At 40.2% G+C, this 22452-nt stretch carries 19 protein-coding genes and 1 pseudogene; 9 read left to right on the top strand and 11 right to left on the bottom strand.

Features of this window, described 5'->3' with window-relative positions:
• Positions 1-26: 26 nt before the first annotated feature.
• From F908_RS14805 to cysM, 4 genes are read right to left on the bottom strand one after another with little or no spacing between them, the layout of a single operon-like run.
• Complete coding sequence (locus F908_RS14805; protein WP_005164327.1) at positions 27-2333, bottom strand: RelA/SpoT family protein; 2307 nt, start codon at positions 2331-2333, stop codon at positions 27-29.
• Between the two features lie 31 nt (positions 2334-2364).
• Positions 2365-3774 carry a 23S rRNA (uracil(1939)-C(5))-methyltransferase RlmD gene (rlmD, locus tag F908_RS14800; protein WP_005164325.1) on the bottom strand — a complete coding sequence of 470 codons (1410 nt, stop codon included), beginning with the start codon at positions 3772-3774 and terminating at the stop codon, positions 2365-2367.
• A gap of 9 nt (positions 3775-3783) precedes the next feature.
• A complete protein-coding gene (locus F908_RS14795; protein ID WP_171063604.1) occupies positions 3784-4599 on the bottom strand; it encodes a 3'-5' exonuclease in 816 nt (271 codons plus the stop codon).
• Positions 4600-4621: 22 nt separating this feature from the next.
• Positions 4622-5557, bottom strand: coding sequence for a cysteine synthase CysM (gene cysM, locus F908_RS14790; protein WP_005164319.1), 936 nt, complete (start codon positions 5555-5557; stop codon positions 4622-4624).
• Between the two features lie 149 nt (positions 5558-5706).
• Between cysM and F908_RS14785 the strand changes: the two genes are divergently transcribed.
• The 5 genes from F908_RS14785 to rsfS all read left to right on the top strand — a co-directional run bounded on the left by F908_RS14785 (position 5707) and on the right by rsfS (position 11565).
• Complete coding sequence (locus F908_RS14785) at positions 5707-8517, top strand: GacS-like sensor histidine kinase (RefSeq protein WP_005164318.1); 2811 nt, start codon at positions 5707-5709, stop codon at positions 8515-8517.
• Between the two features lie 76 nt (positions 8518-8593).
• Positions 8594-9382, top strand: coding sequence for a crotonase/enoyl-CoA hydratase family protein (locus tag F908_RS14780; protein ID WP_005164310.1), 789 nt, complete (start codon positions 8594-8596; stop codon positions 9380-9382).
• An 18-nt stretch (positions 9383-9400) separates the two neighbouring features.
• On the top strand, positions 9401-10267 hold the full coding sequence (locus F908_RS14775) for an NAD(P)-dependent oxidoreductase (protein ID WP_005164309.1): 867 nt from the start codon (positions 9401-9403) through the stop codon (positions 10265-10267).
• A 23-nt stretch (positions 10268-10290) separates the two neighbouring features.
• Complete coding sequence (locus F908_RS14770) at positions 10291-11085, top strand: hydroxypyruvate isomerase family protein (RefSeq protein ID WP_005164308.1); 795 nt, start codon at positions 10291-10293, stop codon at positions 11083-11085.
• Positions 11086-11166: 81 nt separating this feature from the next.
• A complete protein-coding gene (rsfS, locus tag F908_RS14765) occupies positions 11167-11565 on the top strand; it encodes a ribosome silencing factor (protein WP_004664160.1) in 399 nt (132 codons plus the stop codon).
• Positions 11566-11607: 42 nt separating this feature from the next.
• On the opposite strand, the gene F908_RS14760 is transcribed toward rsfS, so the two are convergent.
• Entirely contained in the window at positions 11608-12222 is a 615-nt protein-coding gene (locus tag F908_RS14760) for a hypothetical protein (RefSeq protein WP_005164304.1), read from the bottom strand.
• Between the two features lie 12 nt (positions 12223-12234).
• A complete protein-coding gene (locus tag F908_RS14755) occupies positions 12235-13557 on the bottom strand; it encodes an ammonium transporter (RefSeq protein ID WP_005164303.1) in 1323 nt (440 codons plus the stop codon).
• 262 nt (positions 13558-13819) lie between these two features.
• On the opposite strand from F908_RS14755, the gene F908_RS14750 reads away from it, so the two are divergent.
• A complete protein-coding gene (locus F908_RS14750) occupies positions 13820-14641 on the top strand; it encodes an SDR family NAD(P)-dependent oxidoreductase (RefSeq protein ID WP_005164301.1) in 822 nt (273 codons plus the stop codon).
• Positions 14642-14700: 59 nt separating this feature from the next.
• On the opposite strand, the gene F908_RS14745 is transcribed toward F908_RS14750, so the two are convergent.
• From F908_RS14745 to soxR, 4 genes and pseudogenes are all read right to left on the bottom strand, one after another.
• On the bottom strand, positions 14701-16155 hold the full coding sequence (locus F908_RS14745; RefSeq protein ID WP_005164300.1) for an NAD(P)(+) transhydrogenase (Re/Si-specific) subunit beta: 1455 nt from the start codon (positions 16153-16155) through the stop codon (positions 14701-14703).
• A gap of 3 nt (positions 16156-16158) precedes the next feature.
• Positions 16159-16482 (bottom strand): proton-translocating transhydrogenase family protein, encoded by a 324-nt coding sequence (locus tag F908_RS14740; protein ID WP_004678363.1) that lies wholly within the window; start codon positions 16480-16482, stop codon positions 16159-16161.
• An 11-nt stretch (positions 16483-16493) separates the two neighbouring features.
• Complete coding sequence (locus F908_RS14735) at positions 16494-17621, bottom strand: Re/Si-specific NAD(P)(+) transhydrogenase subunit alpha (RefSeq protein WP_005164298.1); 1128 nt, start codon at positions 17619-17621, stop codon at positions 16494-16496.
• 690 nt (positions 17622-18311) lie between these two features.
• Positions 18312-18805 (bottom strand): annotated as a pseudogene (gene soxR, locus F908_RS14730) (redox-sensitive transcriptional activator SoxR).
• 71 nt (positions 18806-18876) lie between these two features.
• Between soxR and F908_RS14725 the strand changes: the two are divergent.
• Positions 18877-19329: a RidA family protein gene (locus F908_RS14725; RefSeq protein ID WP_051064417.1), complete on the top strand. Its 453-nt coding sequence runs from the start codon at positions 18877-18879 to the stop codon at positions 19327-19329.
• On the top strand, positions 19308-20507 hold the full coding sequence (locus F908_RS14720; RefSeq protein ID WP_005164292.1) for an MFS transporter: 1200 nt from the start codon (positions 19308-19310) through the stop codon (positions 20505-20507). Before F908_RS14725 ends, F908_RS14720 begins: the two co-directional genes overlap by 22 nt.
• Before the next feature lie 156 nt (positions 20508-20663).
• Here the strand turns inward: F908_RS14720 and orn are convergent, their stop codons facing one another.
• The gene (orn, locus tag F908_RS14715; protein WP_034601948.1) at positions 20664-21218 is read right to left on the bottom strand and encodes an oligoribonuclease; all 555 of its coding nucleotides are present in this window, start codon (positions 21216-21218) and stop codon (positions 20664-20666) included.
• Between the two features lie 124 nt (positions 21219-21342).
• Between orn and rsgA the strand changes: the two genes are divergently transcribed.
• Positions 21343-22401, top strand: a complete 1059-nt coding sequence (gene rsgA, locus F908_RS14710) for a ribosome small subunit-dependent GTPase A (RefSeq protein WP_005164291.1) — start codon at positions 21343-21345, stop codon at positions 22399-22401.
• The last annotated feature ends 51 nt before the right edge of the window (positions 22402-22452 follow it).

Below are 22452 nucleotides of genomic sequence, written 5' to 3'. Positions count from 1 at the left end.
GTTCTTTTTTATAAATATAATGTCAATCAACTACCCTGAACCAAACGTCTTGCACTAATAATGCCTGGTTGCTGCTCTAAACGAGCCAATAAACGAGACAGTTGTGCCAAACCTTTCACTTCAATCAACAACTTCATATTGGCAATCCCATCTGCCTCAGAAATCGTATTGACCTGACGAATATTGATTTGATCTGAGAAAATCACTTGCGTGAGGTCTTTAAGCAGACCACGGCGATCATAAGCCTCAACCACGATTTGCACACTCTGACCACGGGTCGGTTGCATTTCCCAATCCGCTTCAACAGCACGTTCAGGCTCTTGAGTCGTCATACGCAAATAATCTGGACAAGCAACCTTATGGATACTGACACCACGATTTAAAGTGATATACCCCCCAATCGACTCACCATGTACAGGTTGACAACACTGTGCAATATGCAATTCCACATTATCCAAACCATCGATCAAAATCCCGTGTGCTGAGAGCGTATGGCTGGCACGTGGATTTAAGGCAGGCTTTAAGACCAGTTCAGGCTCATCTTGATCCAAGTGCATCTGACGATTCACTTGATTCATCAAAGCATGCAAACTGATATCACCACTGACTAAAGCAACTAAAATGTCATCGCCTGATTTCAGATTAAAGTGAGATGAATAGTCTTTAAGATCGATACTTTTCGGGTGAATTGCTAAGCGTGCTAACTCTTTATTAAGTAACTCACGCCCCACCTCAACATTCTTACTCCGATCTTGCTGTCTAAACCAATGGCGCAACTTGTCACGCGCACGAGCAGTTTTGATATAACCTAAAGAGTTCACCAACCAATCACGGTTCGGTTCACGATCTTTTTTGGTTAAAATCTCAACCTGTTCACCCGTTTTCAGCGTATAAGTTAATGGCACATAACGTTGATTGACACGTGCTGCATAACACTTATTACCTACCTCAGTATGTACATGGTAAGCAAAATCTAAAACCGTCGAACCTCGTGGCAATTCTTTAATATCACCATCACGACTAAACACATAGATTTTTTCAAAATTTTCAAAATCTTGAATTTGATCTATACCATTTGACTCTTCATCCTCGCCATGGGGTGTAGTTTCGGTACGCTCTTGATAATGTTCCAATACCGCACGTAAAGAATGTAGACGATGATTAAATGAATGATCGGTATTTTTTGCACCTTCTTTATAATTAAAATGCGAACAAACGCCCAGTTCGGCTTCGTTGTGCATTTCAAAAGTACGAATTTGTACTTCTAAAGATTTATTTTCAGCAATCACTGCCGTGTGTAATGAGCGATAACCATTGGCTTTTGGATTGGTGACATAGTCATCAAATTGGTTCGGGATATGACGCCACAGCTGATGCACAATACCTAAAGCGTGATAACAGTCTGGTACACTTTTGACCAATACACGCACTGCACGAATATCATAAAGCTGATCAAAACTCAGATTTTTACTTTTCATTTTTCGATAAATCGAATAAATGTGTTTCACTCGTCCAGTGATTTCCGCCTGAATATGATGCATACCCAGTTCAGTCTTTAGCTTATCAATCACAAACTGAATATATTGCTCTCGCTCTAAACGTTTTTCATTCAGCAACGATGCAATTTCTTTATAACGCTCAGGCGCCAAATAACGGAAAGCGAGATCTTCTAATTCCCATTTTAGTTGTGCAATACCTAAGCGATGTGCAAGTGGTGAATAGATCGTTAAAATCTCACGTGCAACGCGTTCTTGGCGTTCTTTACTTGCAGTGGCTAATTCACGTAAAGCATAAGTACGTTCAGCCAATTTGATCAAAACAACGCGTACATCTTCTGTCACTGAAATCAGCATTTTATAAATGCCGTTTAAATGCTCACGCTGATTGTTATTAAAATGATCTTCTAAACGTTTATTTTTTTCAATCAATTCAGAGAGCTTACCCATCGCAAGCGTGCCTTGTACAAGACCAAGCACCTGTTCGCCGAATTGTTGTTGAATATCCTCTAAAGTAATTAACCCTTCGCGCACACTTCGATACAACACTGCCGCTGACAATGTGTCTTCATCAACATGTAAATGCGCCAAAATATCAGCCATGCCAATACCTGTACTAAAGGTATTGCTACGATGATGAACCGTGGTTTCTAATTCTTTTGCCAAGGTCAGCTCTGCAACTTTTTGAAGTTGCTTTAGCTCCGCCCCATCCAAAATATCACGCACTCGAGCTAGCCAAGAGACCAGACCACTTTGCGCTTCAGCGGCATGTTCTACAGTCGTTTCCTCTGACAACTCATGGAGTCGCCCAGGTAACTGCTCACGTACTGTGACCATACCATTCTCCTCTGGATATGTAACTCATTCTCTAATCGTTTATCTCTTGGGTCTTTTCAAATTGCTCATTTTTTTCAAATAAGGCAATTGATTCAACATGCTCAGTATGGGTAAACATGTCCATGACTGCTGCTTTTTTAAGTTGATAACCATATTGTGCCAGTACACCCGCATCCCTTGCCAGTGTTGATGGATTACATGAAACATAAACGATTCTTTTTGCTCCAAAATTAGGTACATATTGCATAACCTCAAACGCACCTGATCGAGGAGGATCAATTAATAATGCATCAAATCCCTGTTTTGCCCAAGAATGATGCGAAAAGTCTTTTGTTAAATCTTGTGAAAAGAACAATGCCTGAGACAATTGATTTGCTTTCGCATTTTCAGTTGCCCGTTGTACCATCTCATCACTTGCTTCAACACCAATGACCTGACCTGTCTCACCAACACAACGTGCTAAAGGTAAGGAAAAATTACCCAGTCCACAAAACAGGTCGAGCACTCTCTCCCCTTTCTGTAAATCTAGCAATTCACATGCCAAGTGAATCATCTTTGCATTTACACCGCTATTCACCTGAGTAAAGTCTAAAGGTGAAAATGCAAATTTAACCGCAAACTCATCCAGACTATAGTGCAAACGCATCGGTGCTTGAGCATCATCAACACGATGTAAACTATCTGCGCCTTTAGGTTGCAAATACAACTGCCAATCCTTTAGTAACGCAAATTGACGTAATTGGTTGACATCCGACACATTTAATTCATCCAAGTGGCGAATCAATAATGCTGTCTCGGTATCACCCATTGCTAATTCTATATGACCAATGTGGGCTTTGCCTGTTAGACTTTCGAGTAGTTTTCTCAACTCTACTAAACTTTCGGACAAACGCTGATCAAGAACGTGACACTGCTGAATCGGTGTTAAATGATTACTGTGATGCTCACGAAAGCCCATCACCAAACGATTTTGTTTCGCAATATAGCGAACGCCCACTCGAGCACGACGACGATAATCTATTTTTTCAGAGCGGATTGGATCTAACCATTGCTCTGGTTGTAAACCAGCAAAATGTTGTAAATGTGACTTTAATACATTCTGTTTTAATAAAATCTGTTCATCTGGATGAATATGTTGCAAGCTACAGCCACCACACACCCCAAAATGCGGACAAATTGGATCGACTCGTCCCACAGCCGCATCACTTTCTAGCTTAACCATATCCGCTTCTTCTAAACGAGAAGTTTGATTGCTAATCTTGGCTTGTACTGTTTCACCCACGAGCGCATAACGAATGAAAACCTTCTTGCCATGCTTTTCTTTTGGATGATCAGGATGCGTTCCATAATGCGCAATCCCTCGCCCCTCATGAGAAAAAGCTTCGATTTGGAAGGTATATGTCGGATATTGAGCTGGGCGCTGTTTCGCTTTATGTTTCAAAAGATCAACCTAATTTTTTGGCGCAAACGTATTTGCGGTAAATACAGTATATTGCGATGTTTGTTGCCATACCTGTAAGAATTCTGTTTGTTGCGTTTGAGTTTGTAAATAATCGATCGTGGTTTGAAGCCAATGCTGATGATCATGTTGATTAAGCTGCCCTTTGAGCAACAACCAACGTAAATAGATCAACCATGTATTTAAAACATCACCTTCACAATAACTGGTCAGTTTTAACCATTGTTCAGTACTCACATACTCTGGCACATGATAACCAGTCTCACCACGTTTTCCAGGGAATCCTAAAAGACAAGCAACATCATCAAGTTTCTGGAAATTGCGTCCATTAAACATCGCCATTACATCCATCAGGTCAACATGACGGTGGTGGTAACGGTTCTGGTAGTTGTTAAAGCGCTTTTGGTTATCAATTTCACCCTGATCAAACAGGCTGGGCGCAGAAAGCCCATGATACATGGCTCGGAACAGAATCACAGGCAAGTCAAACTGCGAGCCATTCCAGCTCACCAGTGTCGGCTGCTTCTTGTCAAAAATGGACAGGAATTTTGTCAGCATTTCAGCTTCTGTACTTTGCTCCTGACTAAATGAAAACAGGCGGAAGCCCTTTTCATCAATCCATAAACCTGAAATACAGACAATTTCATGCAGGGGCAAACGCTGAAACTCGCTACCTGATTCCTGACGGCGGATTTTGATTAATGCCTGTTCTACATCGGATTGAGGCAAGTCAAGTTGATAAAGATGAGCACCAGCCTTTAAGTCAGTCAGTGTTTCAATATCAAAAACTAAAATTGGAAAACGCAAGCTCATCATTCAGTATAATCAGTTAGGCCTGATCTTCATCTTGAACTGAAAACAGTCCTGTTGACAAGTAGCGATCACCACGGTCACAGATAATGCACACAATCACGGCTTCAGGTGTTTCTTCAGCAATTTTCAGTGATGCCCATACGGCCCCACCAGAGGAGGTTCCTGCACTGATGCCTTCCATGCGTGCCAGTTTACGCATGGTCTGTTCCGCCGCAAGCTGTGGAATGTCAATGATACGGTCAACACGGCTACGGTCAAAAATGGTTGGCAGATATTCTTCAGGCCAACGACGAATCCCTGCAATGCTCGAACCATCAGAGGGTTGTAAGCCCACAATTTGAATATCAGGGTTCTGTTCTTTTAAATACTTAGAGACCCCCATAATGGTTCCTGTCGTCCCCATCGAGCTGACAAAGTGGGTAATTTTTCCGCCCGTTTGCTTCCAGATCTCAGGTCCAGTTGTGAGGTAATGCGCCTCTACATTGTCTGGATTACCAAACTGGTTCAGCACAAACCCCTTGCCATCAGCCTGCATTTGTAAAGCTAAATCGCGTGCACCTTCCATACCTTGCTGTTTAGTCACTTCGATTAACTCAGCACCATAAGCCAACATTGCATCTTTACGTTCTTGGCTCATGTTGTTTGGCATGATCAGCTTCATTTTATAGCCACGCATCGCGGCAACCATGGCTAAAGCAATGCCAGTGTTACCGCTAGTGGCTTCAATTAAAGTATCACCAGGTTGAATTTGTCCACGTTTCTCTGCTTGAACAATCATGTTATAAGCAGGGCGATCTTTGACTGAGCCAGCAGGATTATTACCTTCTAATTTCGCTAATATGGTAGCTTGAGTATGACTTGCTAAACGTTGCAAACGCACTAAAGGGCTTTTACCGACATAATAATCTAGTAAAAATTCATCTGCTAAAAAATCAGTTTGCGTATTCGTCATGATCGACACCGATATTAAGGTGGCGACTATTGTATGAAAAAATAAGAAATACTGCACCTTTTCACTATGCTTTTTATTGGCTAGCCCGTACCTCTGTTTGCCACAAAGCATGCTAAGATGTTGCACAGAATGATAAATCTGACCGCACTATGTCAAATTTCAATAAAATCCTGTCAAAACGCTTACGGCTCAATCATGCTTATGGACAATTGATTGCACTTATTTTAGTACCGATCGCCGTACTGACAGGTGTTGGAATTTTATGGGTTTTATCTGAAACCACCAGTGCAGCCAAACAACAACAGCATTCCGATGCTTCAGCGATCTTAGCTCGTTATCATCAAACCGCAGAAAAATTACTGCAACTGGTACAACAACACCCCGATCAATATGATCGCGCTCAAAACATTATGCAAAAAATGTTTGATGAGAAAAACTTACAACGCGCTGTCATTATTGATAATCAAGGGCAAACCTATCTCAGTATTGGTTATCAAAATAATCGTTTTTGGCCAACTTTTCCAAATAACAGTAATTTTTTTGGTCCAATCGCACATAAACACAACAGCATCTATGGTGCAAAATTGGCTGGTGGTCATAACGAATCAATTTGGCTCATGATTGAATTAGACAATCAGCCACTTGAGTTAGCTCGTTATAAAATTCTATTAGCCTTGGTAGCGACAGGGCTGATTACCCTGATGATTTTACTATTTTGCCTGAATGTTTTTTCACGGCGCTGGCTGGCGCCACTCTATGAAATTCGTATGCAGATGCAGCGCCTGAATGCCGATACGCTGGATCAGCATATTGTGGTGAACAGTACAGGCGAGTTACGCCTGCTCCAGCGTGATATTGCCAATGCAGTCAAACGTTTACATTTTAGTTTCTTGGAGTTGAAAGAGCATACTGAACAAACCGAAGAGGATTTACGTCGTACCTTAGACACACTCGAAGTTCAGAACATTACCTATCGTCAAGCACGTGACCAAGCGATTTCATCAAATCAATCTAAATCAGTCTTTTTAGCCAATATCAGCCATGAGCTAAGAACACCTCTCAACAGTATTGATGGCTTTATTCATTTATTGCTTCGTCAGCAGAACCTTAGCAATGAACAAAACCTATACCTACAGACTATTCGTAAATCATCTGCTCACCTATTGGCACTGATTAATGATGTACTTGATTTCTCTAAAATTGACGCAGGTAAATTAGAGCTCGAAACTGCACCATTTGATTTGGAAGAAGCTATTTTTGATGTGATGGATATGCTTTCTCCGCTTGCAGCGCAAAAACATATCAACATGGCATTTTACTACGCTGAGAATATTCCACAGCATGTGGTTGGCGATGCCTTACGTTTTAAACAAATTCTGACCAACCTCATTTCCAATGCCATTAAGTTCACTCCAGATGGTGAAATCATTGTTCGTGTACGTATGGAAGATGATGATATTGGACAATGCCTATTACATTTCAGCGTTCAAGATAGTGGTATTGGTCTCAGTGGTACCGACCGTAAAAAATTATTTGAATCATTTTCTCAAGGTGATGCTTCCGTTACTCGTCAATTTGGAGGTACAGGATTAGGCTTAGCGATTTCCAAACAACTTGTTCATTTGATGCATGGTCAAATTGGCTTTGAAGACAACCAAGAACGTGCACCGACAGAAAAAGGTTCAACTTTTTGGTTTACGGCTTCATTTAAAGTAGATGAACAAGATGAATTTGTCGAGCATCCACATTTCGATCATTTAAAAGTAGTCTCTTACCTTGCCCATCCTGCCACAGCGAGTGTGCTTCGTTCATATTTAGAAAACTACTGTGTCTCACATATCGAAACACAATCAATTTTGGATTTATTTAGTCGTCTGAATCATTTAAATCAGCAAGAAAATACATGGCTTATCGTTGACCATAGTGGTGATACAGAAGCACTACTCAAAGAAATTCGTCAGCGTTACCAAGGAAACTTAGCCGTTTACGGTTATCAAATGAGCCTTGAGCCAAACATGCTGAATGAATATCGTGCACGCCCGCTCTACCAACCGTTGAGTCGTCGTGAACTGGTTCAGTTATTGGGAAATCAACCTATCTTTGAGCCAGAACCAGAAAACTTTAATGGTCAAGGATTACATATACTTGCTGTAGACGATCATTTACCTAACTTGATTGTACTGGAAGCATTACTTGGTGAATTGAATGTCACCACTACAAAAGCGCTCAGTGGGCAGAAAGCGATTGATATCATTCAAGCACGTATACAACAAAAATTACCGCCATTTGACTTAGTCTTTATGGACATCCAAATGCCAGTGATGTCTGGAATTGATACAACACGAGCAATTCGTTCCTTAGAGTCAACTTTAGATACAGGCATGCAACTTCCGATTATTGCACTCACGGCACATGCTCTAGCAGACGAAAAGCAAAAATTACTCAAAGTTGGTATGAATGATTACCTAACCAAACCGATTCAAATGGAACAAATCATTCAAATCTTAACGCACTGGACGAAAAACAATTTCTCTTCCCAACCAGCAAATACGGAACAAAAACGTTCGATTGAAACGATTGATCCTCAAATTTTGAATTGGCAACAAAGTGTTCAATTAGCAGCGAACAAAGAAGATCTAGCACAAGATCTATTGAATATGTTGGTAGACAGTTTCGATACTGAACTTGCTGAAATGCAACAATTGATTGAAATGGAAGACTTCCCTCAACTGGAACATGTATTACACCGTTTATATGGTGCTACTCGATACGTAGGAACACCGAATTTACAACAGGTTTCGGGCGAGTTTGAACAATTCGTTTCAACCCTACGTAAAGAACGACGTAAAGCAGATGACGGCTTTATTCGGGAAACAAATTATCGCTTTAATGAATTAAACACGGCCATTGAACAGGTGCGACAAGCCGCAAATCTCATCTTACACGCCCATGACATTTAATGTGACTGCGGTGTCATGTTTCAGGTTAAAGACTCATGCTATGCTGCCCCAATCAAACACAATAAGAGTATGGTAAATGGCACTTTTACGCGTTGAAAAGAACAATGGGATTGCAACTGTTTCCTTAAATCGACCAGATAAACGCAATGCAATGAGTTTTGCATTATTAAAAGAATTGGTTGCAACAGCTAAAAAAATTGAGAAAGATCGTTCAATTCGTTGTGTCATCCTCACGGGTGAAGCACAGGTATTTAGTGCTGGTATCGACTTATCAGATCTAAATAATCCAAAAAATACAGCATTTGCAGCATGGGAACTGATCAAACCAGGACAAAGCTTATTTCAAAAAGCTTTTTTAATTTGGCAAAATTTGCCTATTCCTGTTATTGCAGCGATCGAAGGTTTTTGCTTTGGTGCAGGAATGCAGCTTGCACTCGCAGCGGATATTCGTATTGCGACTCCCACTACTAAAATGTCGATTATGGAAAGCCGTTGGGGCCTAGTACCTGACATGGGTTTAACCCGCTCATTAAAAGGGCTGATCGGCGTTGATCTAGCCAAAGAACTAACGCTGACTGCGCGTATCTTTGACGCAGAATACGCTAAAGAAATTGGTCTAGTGACACATTTAGATCAAGATCCATTAGCCAAAGCAAACGTGATCGCCCAAGAAATCTTACAGCGCTCGCCAGATGCAATTATGGCAGCGAAACGAGTATTGGATGCAATGGAACATCAACCTGAAAAGGCTTTACGTTTAGAAAAACTGTGGCAGCTTAAATTACTTTTAGGTAAAAACAGTAGCCTTGCACGTAAAAAAGATAAGAATCCAGAAATTCAATTCTTGCCGCGCCAATATAAATAAGCACGAGGATAAATTCACATGCATGCGAATCAACAAACACCTATCGCGTTCTTAGGCATGGGGTTAATGGGTACACGTATGGCCTCTCGACTTCTTCAAGCTGGTTATACTGTAGCGGTATGGAATCGAAGCCAACATGCATGTGAAGCACTTATTCAACAAGGTGCAACTCAATTAGAATTAAACAAGATTGCGGAATACCCTGTTATTTTAATATGTTTAGCGGATGATCAAGCTGTTCAAAGCGTTTTCGATCAAATCCAGCCCTATTTAAAAGCAGAGCAAGTGATTGTTGACTTTTCTAGCTTGTCGGTAACCGCGACACAACAATTGGCACAATCTGCCCAACAGCAACAAGTGACTTGGATTGACTCACCTGTTTCAGGTGGGACTATCGGGGCAGAACAAGGTACTTTGGTCATTTTTGCTGGTGGCGATGAACACACCATCCAAGCACTCGAGCCTATTTATACAGTCTTATCACAACGTGTCACCCGTATGGGTGAAACAGGGACTGGACAAGCCACCAAAATTTGTAATCAATTAATTGTTGCAGCAAATAGCACGTTGATCGCAGAAGCTGTTGCATTAGCAAGCCAAGCAGGCGTAGATACCACCTTACTTGCCCCTGCTCTCGCGGGCGGTTTTGCAGATTCTAAACCATTTCAAATTTTAGCTCCTCGTATGGCAACCCATACTTTCGAGCCTGTGCAATGGAAAGTGCAGACCTTATCTAAAGACCTTAATAATGCATTAAAACTTGCACATAGTTTTAACCTAAATATACCTGTTGCACAAAAAGCCCTACTACAGTTACAAGCTCACCAAGAAAACGGTTTTGCTGATAATGATTTAGCGACTATTATTCAATATATAGAGCAATAATAATTGATTGAAGGAGATTGAATATGAGCCATCTTGCAGTCAATTTGTCGATGATTTTTACGGAAGTCCCTTTGATTGAGCGTTTTGCTTTAGCCCATGCACATGGCTTCCAACATATCGAAATTCAGTTCCCATATGAATTAGAAATTTTTGATATTCAAACTCAGCTTGAACAATACAATCTTTCCCTTTGCCTCATGAATGTGCCTGCTGGCGATTTAATGCAGGGCGGTAATGGCCTAGCAGGTATTCCTGGAAAAGAAATTGAATTTCATCATGCCCTTATGCTTGCAATTCGTTATGCAAAGGCATTGAATGTTCCTCGAGTCAATATTTTAGCGGGTAAACAGCCGCAAGATGCTGATCTCTTACCTTGTTTAAATGCCTTAGCAAGCAATTTGAAACTTGCTTGCCACATGCTCACTGAACAAGGTATTGAACCTGTTTTTGAAATGATTAATGGCACAGATATGCCACGTTTTCTAGTTCAGAATATCGCTCAAGCCCAAGAAATGCTGGAAGTCGTCAACCATCCTGCTTTAAAAATGCAGTACGATTGTTACCATATGGCAATGATGGGTGAAGAGATTTTGGCTGGATTACAGGAAAATTTATATCAAATTGGACATATCCAATTTGCCGATTATCCAAATCGACATGAACCTGACACAGGAAATATTCCCTATAAGCAAATTTTTGACTGGTTACATCAAAGTGACTATCAAGGTTATATTGGTGCAGAATACCGACCAAAAACTCAATCAGATCAATCTTTTGCATGGAAAGAAAAGTACTTTTCCAATGACGTAAATACATAAACTGTTACTGCTGAAATTTGAATTTTATAGAGAAAAACGGTATATTTGACAATGAGCAATTGTCAGGAAAATATACCCTCTATGAATTTAGAACCATCGCCCAGCGCTTCTAATTCTCACGACCTAAAAATCAAAACAGCAAACAAAGATGTACATGCTTGTTTAAAAGTTGTACATGAAGCCCTTACTGATGTAAAAGCCAAAGATATTCTAGAACTTGATGTAAGTTCTATTAGCAATGTTGCCGATGCAATTGTAATTGCAAGCGGAACATCTACTCGTCATGTCAAAGCACTTGCTGACAATGTTGCTGATGAAGCACGTAAAGCAGGTTTTCGCCCGATTGGTGTTGAGGGTGAACGAGATGCTGAATGGATCCTAATTGATCTAGGGTTCGTTGTTGTACACGTTATGCTACCTACCGCCCGTAAATTCTATGACTTAGAAAGTTTATGGCGTGCACCAGAATCAGTAGCTTAAAGCTCTCAAAAAAGCGACCCAAATTGGTCGCTTTTTTTATATTCATAGTAACTGTTTTAAATCAATTTCAGGATATTGTTGCTTCACTGTATTCTTAATCTGCGCATAAAGCTGATCAGCTTTATTTGGTCCATAAAAATCACAATAAATGGCATAAAAAATTGTAATCAGTTCAGCATAGAGTGTTTGAGGTATTTGCTTAAGACAATTTTTTTCTGAACCATCAATAAATCGATAAGCAGCCAATAAGCGATGCTTTTTCATTTTTATCCCCAATTCATCTACGAACTCTAAATAATCATTCCGATGAACTGACTTTAAAATTGTGATGATAAAATCATAAAAAGCTTGAAATAGATCTACAGGCTGCTCTTCTTCCGCAATCACCACCTCTAGATCCTCTTTAACCTCAAGATGTTGCTGCTTTTCAACAATCGATATTTCATGCAAAACCTGACGCAACATGTCTTTGCGGAGCAACTGCAACTCATGTGTTGTACAAATTTCACTTAAAAAACGGTTTAATACAAAAGAAGGCTGATGACCATATTCACTTTCCCAATAGTGTAAAACACGTTGCAACACGGTATCTGGCAAAAAATGGGATAATCCTTTTGTGACTGCCTGCTTCTTTTGTTCAATTGTCAGTTCAACCATAGCAATCACCCCTCAATGCCGATGAGTGATGTTTTCAGTCTCAAAAGTCACATCTCTTTGAAACTCAGGATAAGATAACTCCGCATGTTCAGTGTAGTCTAAACCACGTTGTTCATGTTGTTGTGAAACTCGCAAACCACCCAAGAGCTTATCGAGAAATTTAAACATAATAAAAGATGCACCAAATCCCCAAATCAATGCAGCCCCCACACCTAAGGCCTGAACAAGAATAATATCTAAATTAAATAGTGCTTGTTCAAAGAAAATGCCTGCGGCTAATGTCCCCCATGCACCACAAACACCGTGAACAGTCACAGCATCCACAACATCATCTAATTGCATCTTTTCTATAAATTGTGGAACAAAGGTAATTAAAAATCCAGCGATTGCCCCTGTGATAATGGCAAACGGCGGTGACATTGTGGCACATCCTGCCGTAATTGCGACTAGGCCCGCTAATGAAGCATTAATCGTATGACGCATCAAGACTGCTTTTGATTGAAGTAGTGCAAGAATCATATAAGTTGAAGCTGCCGCACACGCAGCAAGATGTGTATTCAATGCAATACGCCCAATACTAACACTAGCTGCAACGGTTGAAGCGGCATTAAAACCAAACCAAGCAAACCACAAAATAAAGCCTCCTAATGCAACGAGAGGTAAGTTATGCCCTGCTAAAAAATGGCTTTGCCCTTTGCGACCAAATCGACCTAAACGTGGTCCTAATACGATAATGCCTGCCAGTGCCACCCAACCACCAATTGAATGCACGACTGTTGAACCTGCAAAATCAATGAAACCCAGAGCTTTTAACCAACCATCTCCACCAAACAATCCTCCCCAAGCCCAACTTCCAAATATCGGATAAATCACACCACTGACAAAGATGGCACTCACCACATAGGCCACAAAATGTATTCGCTCTGCCATCGCACCACTTGCAATCGTGGTTGCTGTTGCTGCAAACATCATTTGGAAAAATAATAAATTCCAATGCCAGTCATCTAATTGACTCGGCATAAAATATCCCCATCCTATCCAGCCTGTTTGATTTAAACCAAACATCAAACCAAAACCAAATAGCCAGAAAATGATGCCGCCTATACAGGTATCCATATAATTTTTCATAAGAACATTAACGGTATTCTTACTACGAACAGATCCACTTTCAATTAAAGCAAATCCTGCTTGCATAAAGAAAACTAAAATTCCACCAACAACCACCCACACGCTATCCAGGGAAAGGCGAATTTCTTGAATATTAGGTGCAGTTTCGGCAAAAGTAGCGGAAGAGAAAAACAACAGAAATAGCAAAATCAATACGAAATTTTTCATATAATTCCCCTAAAAAGAATAAGAAATTAAATGCAAAGAGAATGCCAAAACAAACTTCATTTATTCAAAAAATTTATTGGTTTATATTTATTTATCATAAAAAAGCGATTTAACATTCTTATTGATGATTAAAGTTTTTTACTCAAAGTACAAAGATGAGTTATTGGTAATTTTAAAAAATTGACATGACAAATTGTCAAATTTAACGCACTATAACACCACCTTAGAACTTGGTTAATAAAAAGTATCACAGGAGTAACACATGAAGGTCTTGATTACAGGTGCAAATACAGGGATTGGCTTTGCTACAGCGGAACAATTGGTCAAACAAGGACAACATGTCATTCTTGCCTGCCGCAATCCTCAAAAAGCACAAGCTGCACAAGAAAAATTACGTAAACTTAATCAAGGACAAGTAGACTTAGTTTCACTTGATTTAAATAGTCTTGAACAAACCCGAAAAGCGGCAGATCAAATCGCTGATCAATATGGCAATCTAGATGTTTTAATCAACAATGCTGGCCTTTTTGCCAAAACCAAGCAACTCACTGCTGATGGATTTGAACAACAATTTGGGGTGAATTATCTCGGTCACTTTCTTTTGACGCAAAAACTACTCCCAGTATTAGAAAAAGCACCTAAAGCCCGAATCGTACATCTTGCTTCGATTGCACATTGGGCGGGTTCAATCAAACCAAATAAATTTCGTGCTGAGGGTTTTTACAATCCACTGTTTTATTATGGTCAATCTAAATTAGCGAATCTTTTATTCAGCAATGCACTGGCTGAACAAATGGCAAACAGTACAATTACCAATAATGCTTTACATCCAGGCGGTGTTGCTTCAGACATCTATCGCGAACTACCAAAGCCTATTTATGAGGTTATGAAAATCGGTTTAGTACCCACCTCGGTTCCTGCAAAGTTAATTACAGATATGGCTATTGCAGATCATTGGGCAAATCGTAATGGTGAATATGTCAGTGCACATATGCCAGACTGGAAATCACCACATGCTAAAAACCAACAGCTTGCGCGCGATCTTTATACTCAATCTATGGATCTTGTAGAAAAATATCTTTAATTAAATCGAAAATAAAAAAGCCACCCAAGGGTGGCTTTTTCAATCCTGATAGGGTCAGATTAGTGACCACCACCATTGATTGCTTTTGTCATATCTTCAACAACTTTCTTGGCATCACCGAAGATCATCATCGTTTTTTCGTTATAGAACAAGTCATTGTCCAAGCCAGCATAACCTGTTGCCATAGAACGCTTGATCACCATGATGGTACGTGCTTTATGCGCTTCAAGAATCGGCATACCATAGATTGGTGAGCTTGGATCATCTTTTGCCGCTGGGTTAACAACGTCATTCGCACCGATAACCAATACAACATCAGTTGCTGGGAAATCAGAGTTAATCTCGTCCATTTCCAAGATGTCTTCATACGCAACATCAGCTTCAGCAAGTAATACGTTCATATGACCAGGCATACGACCAGCAACTGGGTGAATCGCAAAACGTACTGTTACGCCTTGCTCTTTCAAAACTTCACACAATTCTTTTACAGCATTCTGTGCACGACCTTGCGCCATACCATAACCAGGTACGATCACAACGCTGTCTGCATTTGACATCAGGAAGCCTGCGTCATCTGCTGAACCAGAACGGTGGTTACGTTGAACTTGTTCACCTTTATCTGCTGATGCAACTGCTGCACCACCCATCGCACCACCAAACAAGACGTTGATGATTGAACGGTTCATCGCCTTACACATGATGTAAGAAAGAATTGCACCAGAAGAACCCACAAGTGAGCCCGCAACGATCAACATATTGTTTTCAAGTGTGAAACCAATACCTGCTGCAGCCCAACCAGAGAATGAGTTCAAAAGTGATACCACAACTGGCATATCACCACCACCGACTGGCGCAATCCACACCCAGCCAAATGCAAGTGCAAGTGCTGTCATTGCCCAGAATGCAGTCATGTTACCCGTAGTGAAGAAGTAGAAACCACATGCAAGCATCGCAATAAAAATGATTGCTTGAACTGGTTTAACCCATGCACCAGAAATTGTTTTTGCCCATTTTTTCGCAGCTAATTTACCGTAAGCAAATACAGACGCAGTAAAAGTAATCGCACCAACGAAACAGCCAACAAACAATTCAAATAAATGAACTGGACTCATATGTGCGTGCTGAACACCAGCAGCAGTTAAAGCAGCTTCATTTTGTTCAAATAATACATTGAGTTGGTTGTTGTGTAGAATCGCAGCAATCGCAATTAATACCGCAGCCAAACCGACGAGAGAGTGCATCAATGCAACCGTCTCAGGCATTTGCGTCATTGGAACTGTTCTCGCACGCGCGATACCAACAACAGCACCCAACACCATTGCACCGCCAATCATCCAAACTACTGGATGCTCAGCAACAAAGAAGGTTGTGACTACAGCAATCGCCATTGCGATCATACCGTAGCGGTTACCTGCAATTGCAGTCTTAGGGCCAGACAAGCCACGCAAAGTTAAGATAAAAAGGACGGCACCAATCAGGTAGAACCAATCCGCATAGTCTCGAATAAATTCCATCTATTAGCCCTCTTTTTTCTTTTGCTTCGGCTTGAACATTTCAAGCATACGAGCAGTTACCGCAAAGCCACCAAAAATGTTGATACTTGCCAAGAACACAGCAATCGCACCCAAGATGCTTACAACGTTTACGCTCTGGAATGCTACATTGGCATCAACACCAATCACAGGCATACCCACAGTCTGAATCATTGCACCCACGATAATGATCGAAGATAACGCATTGGTTACCGCCATTAATGGTGTGTGCAATGCAGGCGTTACGCCCCAGACCACGTAATAACCTACGAAGATGGCAAGGACGAAAATTGTAATCGTTTCAACCATGAGAACTCTCCTTAACCGCGCTTGAGCAGTACTTGACCGCCATGAGTCACGAGTAACGCTTTTTGGATTTCATCTTCTTGATTGATTGCAAAGTTTTTGTCTTTGTCGAATAATGTTTCAAGGAAGTTGAAAACGTTACGTGCATACAATGCAGATGCTTCAGTTGCAACTGTGCCTGGAATGTTTGGAATACCCAAAATTTTCACACCATTTTCAGTAACAACAGTTTCGCCTTCTTTAGAACCTTCAACGTTACCACCCGTTTCAACTGCCATATCTAAAATGACAGAACCCGGTTTCATCTTGGCAACAGTTTCAGCCTTGATCAGGCGTGGAGCATTACGACCTGGAATCAATGCAGTTGTGATTACGATGTCAGCATTTGATACCGCTTTATCTACAATCGCAGCTTGATCTTTGATGTATTGCTCACCTGGCTGCCAGCCATAACCGCTTTTCGCAGCTTCAGCAGCACGTTGTTTTTCTTCGTCTGACATTGGTACGTCTAACCATTTACCGCCTAAAGACTCAACTTGTTCTTTAGCCGTTGGACGTAAGTCAGTTGCTTCTACAACCGCACCTAAACGTTTTGCAGTCGCAATCGCTTGAAGACCAGCAACACCAACACCCATGATCACGACACGCGCAGGTTTTACAGTACCCGCAGCCGTCATTAACATTGGGAACATACGTTGATATTCAGCCGCAGCTAACAATACAGATTTATAACCAGCCAGGTTTGCCTGAGAAGAAAGTACATCCATGTTTTGTGCGCGTGAAAGCGTACGAGGAAGTAACTCTAAAGCAAAAGCAGACACTTGCTGAGCAGCAAACTGGTCTAATTCTGGATTGCGGTAAGGGTCAAACATAGCTATTACAGTTGTATTTGCCGCAAGTTTTTGAATTTCGTCACCTTTAGGGGCACGTACCTTCAAAATAATTTGGCTGCCTGTATAAGCATCGTCCGTAATAGTTGCGCCAACTTGTTCATAAGCACTGTCAATATAGGCTGCTTTAACACCAGCGCCACGTTGAATGACAATGCTATGACCTGCGTTAATCAACTTCTTAACTGTTTCTGGTGTTGCCGCTACACGACTTTCACCTGCAACAGTTTCGGTTGGGATTCCGATCTGCATGAGCGTTCCTCAAGCTAGTTTTTCTTAAGTAAACATCGCGAGTAGCAATGTTTCCCCCAGGAGTATTCTTTGTTGAATTTTGGATTCTAATGGAACTTTTTTAAAATTCCACCCAATATTTATTTAATAAATACCTATATTTTGAACTGATGATTCAGATTAATGCTTACAACTTATATAATCAGCATGTTTGCCTACTTATAAGTAAAAACACTTTATCTTTATATACTATATAGGTAAATCTGATTATTTAAACAAACTCACCAGCTCACTATCTTTTTCAGTCATCAACAACAGATAAAAAAGTAAGGTATAAATAATAAATCAGGGCTTTGTTGCATCAATGACTTATAATCAATACAAATTACTTATCTGGTTTAGATATTGAACGTATTGTGATTTATAAATCATCCGAATCTGCATCATAATCATGCAATCAATCGGTGAGATTGGCTTCTTAGAACATTTATAGCGTTTTTAGAGCGACTTCGATCAAATTTTTACAGATAAAATCATCGATTAGTAAAGACTAAGCAAATCATTCAAAATGATCCAAAGATGCGAATAGAGATCAATCAAGATAATTATCAAAAATAAATGTAAAAATTTTAAATGGCATTTTTTCAAGTGATATTTGTATGATTTTGTCTAGTAAAACCTCAAAAAACGCACAAAATTAGTGCAATAAAATCATCTTTTAAAATTCTGACTTATTTTTTTTTTGATCATTAAAAATAAAATTTCTTGAAAATGTGCACCCATAGCATCCTCAGCAAGACAATCTTCAGGATTTCGCAAAAGATATTGCTCCAAAGACAAACAACCACAACCGATACATTGATCCAATTGTTGGCCTAACTGCAACAACATCATGATTTGCTGATCCAATTGCCCTTGCCACGCTTGTGACATAATTTGCCAATCTTTTTCGTAGCCACTTGTTGCTTTGGTAAGATACTCAGCGTTTGTTTTATTTGTTTTAAACTGATCCCAACCTGTTGAGCTGCTTTTATAATTGCAATTCGCCTAAGCATCGCACGCTGATACCTACGCTGATCCCCCTCCGTTCTAGTACCCCAAATCAGATTTTTTTCTTCATAAAAACGAATCGTTGAAACACTTACGCCGCTACGTTTTGCAAGTTCTCCGATGCTAAGCCATGTTTCTGGGGAATATTGTTTCAAAATTTCCTTGATCTCTAGTTAACTTGAACTTTGATACTAGCAGATATCTTATTCTATAAAGATGTACCGTAATAAATACTCAAGCCTTTCAAATAATTAATCCTGAAGCGCTCTATCATCCTAAAAGCAATGGATATAGTCATATTGCTGTTGTGAAACCGAATATGCGAATTATTCATCTCGCAAGGCAAGGTGGAGAAAATAAAAATGATGAACTTTCACCTTTTTTTGACCAACAGGTACAACAAGTCTTTTATAATATTCAACAGGCTTTAGCCTCAATTCAAGCAACACTTTCAGATATTGCCATGTTACGTGTTCTGATTGTTGATCATGACACTCAGAAACATCAGCTGGTGATTAAAACAATAGTGGATCTTCGGAAAACTTATGAATTCCCTGTTTGTACACTTATTCCAGTCACAGGCTTAGCATTACCAGAAATGCAAATTGAAATCGAAGCGACTGCGTATACTGCCTTAGAACCAGAGAAGAGAATATTATGTCAAAGACCCAAAATATGAGTCAAAATAAAGCCTTACTCTGGTTTATGGCAGCAGCATGTGGTTTATGCGCAGGTGCAAACTATTATAGCCAACCCTTAATTCACTCCATTCAGCAATTTTTTGCAGTGACAGAGGGGCAAGCAGCTCTGACTGTAACTTTTGCTCAAGTTTCTTATGCGCTCGGTTTGCTCTTTATTGTTCCAATGGGCGATGTCGTTAATAAGACCAAATTTATTCCGCTCTTAATGGCATTATGTGCGGTAGGCCTATTTATTTGTGCTTTCTCTGTGAATCTACCAATGCTTTGGATTGGTACAATTCTAGTTGGACTATTTTCTGTCGCTGCTCAAGTGTTAATTCCACTCGCAACCATGACTGTTGAACCAGAAAAAACAGGTGAAGTTGTTGGCTTTCTCATGAGTGGTTTATTGGTTGGTATTTTACTTTCCACAAGTCTTGCAGGGCTGTTTTCAAATTTGTTTCATTGGAAAGTCATTTATGTCGTGAGTGGTATTTTAATGTTGATTTTGGCTTATGCACTCAAAAGTCGACTTCCATATGTTATGCGAATCAAAATGGATTACAGACAAATTTTTGTCTCTATGGCTGAATTATTAAAACAAGAAAAACGTTTGCTATTACGTGCATTGACAGGTGCTTTTGCATTTGCGGCAGTCAGTATTTTGTACTCAACAATTGCTTTATTGCTCACAGCAGCACATCATCTTCCTGACCTTGTGATTGGAATGGTTAGCCTTGTCGGTATTTTCGGCGCATTATCAACTCAATATATAGGTCGTTACGCTGACCAAGGTTATACCAAACAATTAACTTGGATCGGTTGTGGCTTGTTCATCCTCAGTTGGATTTGTTTCTATTTTGGACAAACTTTTCTATTCAGCTACATTCTTGGATTTGCCGTTATCCAATTGGCTTTAGCGCATGTCCATACCAGTAATCAAAGTATTATTTTCCGCTTACGACCTGATGCAAAATCTCGAATTAATGCCATATATATGACGGCGTATTTTACAGGCGGTGCTTGTGGCTCTGCACTTGGGATTTTTTCATGGAATCATGGTGGTTGGACAATGACTTGCATCGCTGGAATAAGTCTTGTTTTTGCCTGTATGCTTTTTAGTTTATTGGATAATTACTTAATTTATAAAAATAAAAATACTGCAAATAATTGCTAGACTTCAAACTAAAATCACTTATCAATCAATGCATACTAACAATATCTTTGAGCATCAAAAACCCACCCCAGAACAATCAGCTTAATGCTCATTATTTTGGGGTTACCATTTTATTAGCCAATATCACAGCTAACTACTTTTGAGAATCAATGACTTTTAATGATTCATAATAAAAAAGTATTCACGGTAATATTTTAATTCAGCAATCGAATCACGAATGTCATCCATTGCCAAGTGTGAGGCATTTTTCTTGAGACCGCTCATGATTTCAGGTCTCCAGCGTTTCGCTAACTCTTTCACAGAAGACACATCTAAATTACGGTAATGGAAAAATTGTTCCAACTCTGGCATTAAACGATGCAAGAAACGGCGATCTTGGCAAATCGAATTACCACACATCGGTGAAGATTTTGGATTGACCCATTTCTTTAAGAACTCGAGTGTTTGCTGCTCTACATCTTGTGCATTCAACTTGCTGCGACGTACACGCTCGATTAAACCAGATTGACCATGTTGCTTGGTATTCCACTCATCCATTGCATTCAAAATGAGATCTGATTGATGAACAGCTAAAACAGGCCCTTCAGCTAAAATATTAAGGTTGTCATCTGTAATAATTGTTGCAATTTCAATAATCTTGTCATTATCAGTATCAAGACCTGTCATTTCAAGGTCAATCCAAATTAATCGTGTATCTGGGGTGCTGCTCATAAATAGCGATTCTAAAGGGCTTAAAAACATCAATAGTAGCAAATTAATTACATCTTGGCTGTAATTCTATAGTGGCTTCATGCTATTTTTGCGATCTTCAAAGTGTGGATTTTTTGGGACATGAATGGCTTTAATTCGTAAGCGTCGTTTAACTGAACAACAACAGCGTCGTATTGAGAAACAACACAAATCCCGTCAAGACGACATTGATACATCGCAAGATTTAGATGGGCTGGTTGTTCAGCATTATGGTCGTCAACTCGAAGTGCAAGCCTTATCGGTTCCAGAACAGCATCCTGAAAAACCACAAATTGCCGAAGGTGAACCAGAACCATTCTGGAAACCAATCGAGTTAGACAGTATCTGGCGCTGTCATACTCGTACTAATTTAGAACTCTTGGTTACAGGTGATCGAGTAAAGTGGCAAGCAGATCCGAATACGGGCTTAGGTATTATTACTGCGATTTATCCAAGGCAATCATTGCTCACTCGACCAGATCGTTATCATAAAGTTAAACCTGTTGCGGCAAATATTAGCCTGATTGTGATTGTATTTGCGCCGTTACCAGAACCTGCTCCAACATTGATTGACCGTTATCTAGTGGCCTGTGCCGATGCCAACATTCCTGCGTTATTGGTACTCAACAAATCAGATTTACTGACTGACCATGATCCTATTCTCACGATGCTCAGTGAGTATGAAACTTTGGGTTATGAAACCCTGATTTGTCATTCTCGTGGTGATCTATCTGAGTTATCTACACGTTTGGATAATGAGACGGTGGCTTTCGTTGGGCAGTCTGGTGTCGGTAAAAGCTCGCTCATCAATACCATCGTTCCAGATGCTGCACAGAAAACCAATGTGATTTCCGAAAATTCAGCACTTGGTCAGCACACCACCACCTCAACGCGTTTGATTAAATTTGGAACAAACGGTGCGCTCATTGATTCTCCTGGAATTCGCGAATTTGGGTTATGGCATCTCAGTTTAGAAAAGGTACGTACAGGTTTTCCCGACATCGAAGCCCATTTAGGGCTGTGTCAGTTCCGTAACTGCACCCATACCCATGAGAAAAATTGTGCCCTAAAACAAGCGGTTGACGCAGGCGAAATTTTGCCGCGTCGTTTAGACAGTTACCTACGCCTCATTGATGAGATTCAAGAAGCGCAGCAAAAAAGTTAGTTTTCTTCAAGTTTTGCCCTTGAACTAACATTTTTGATCACCATAGAGATA

The sequence above is a fragment of the Acinetobacter sp. NIPH 284 genome, from assembly GCF_000369425.1.
In the GTDB taxonomy this organism is placed as follows: domain Bacteria; phylum Pseudomonadota; class Gammaproteobacteria; order Pseudomonadales; family Moraxellaceae; genus Acinetobacter.
The sequence above is the reverse complement of the archived record's forward strand: the minus strand, read 5'-3'. Positions and strand labels throughout refer to the sequence as shown.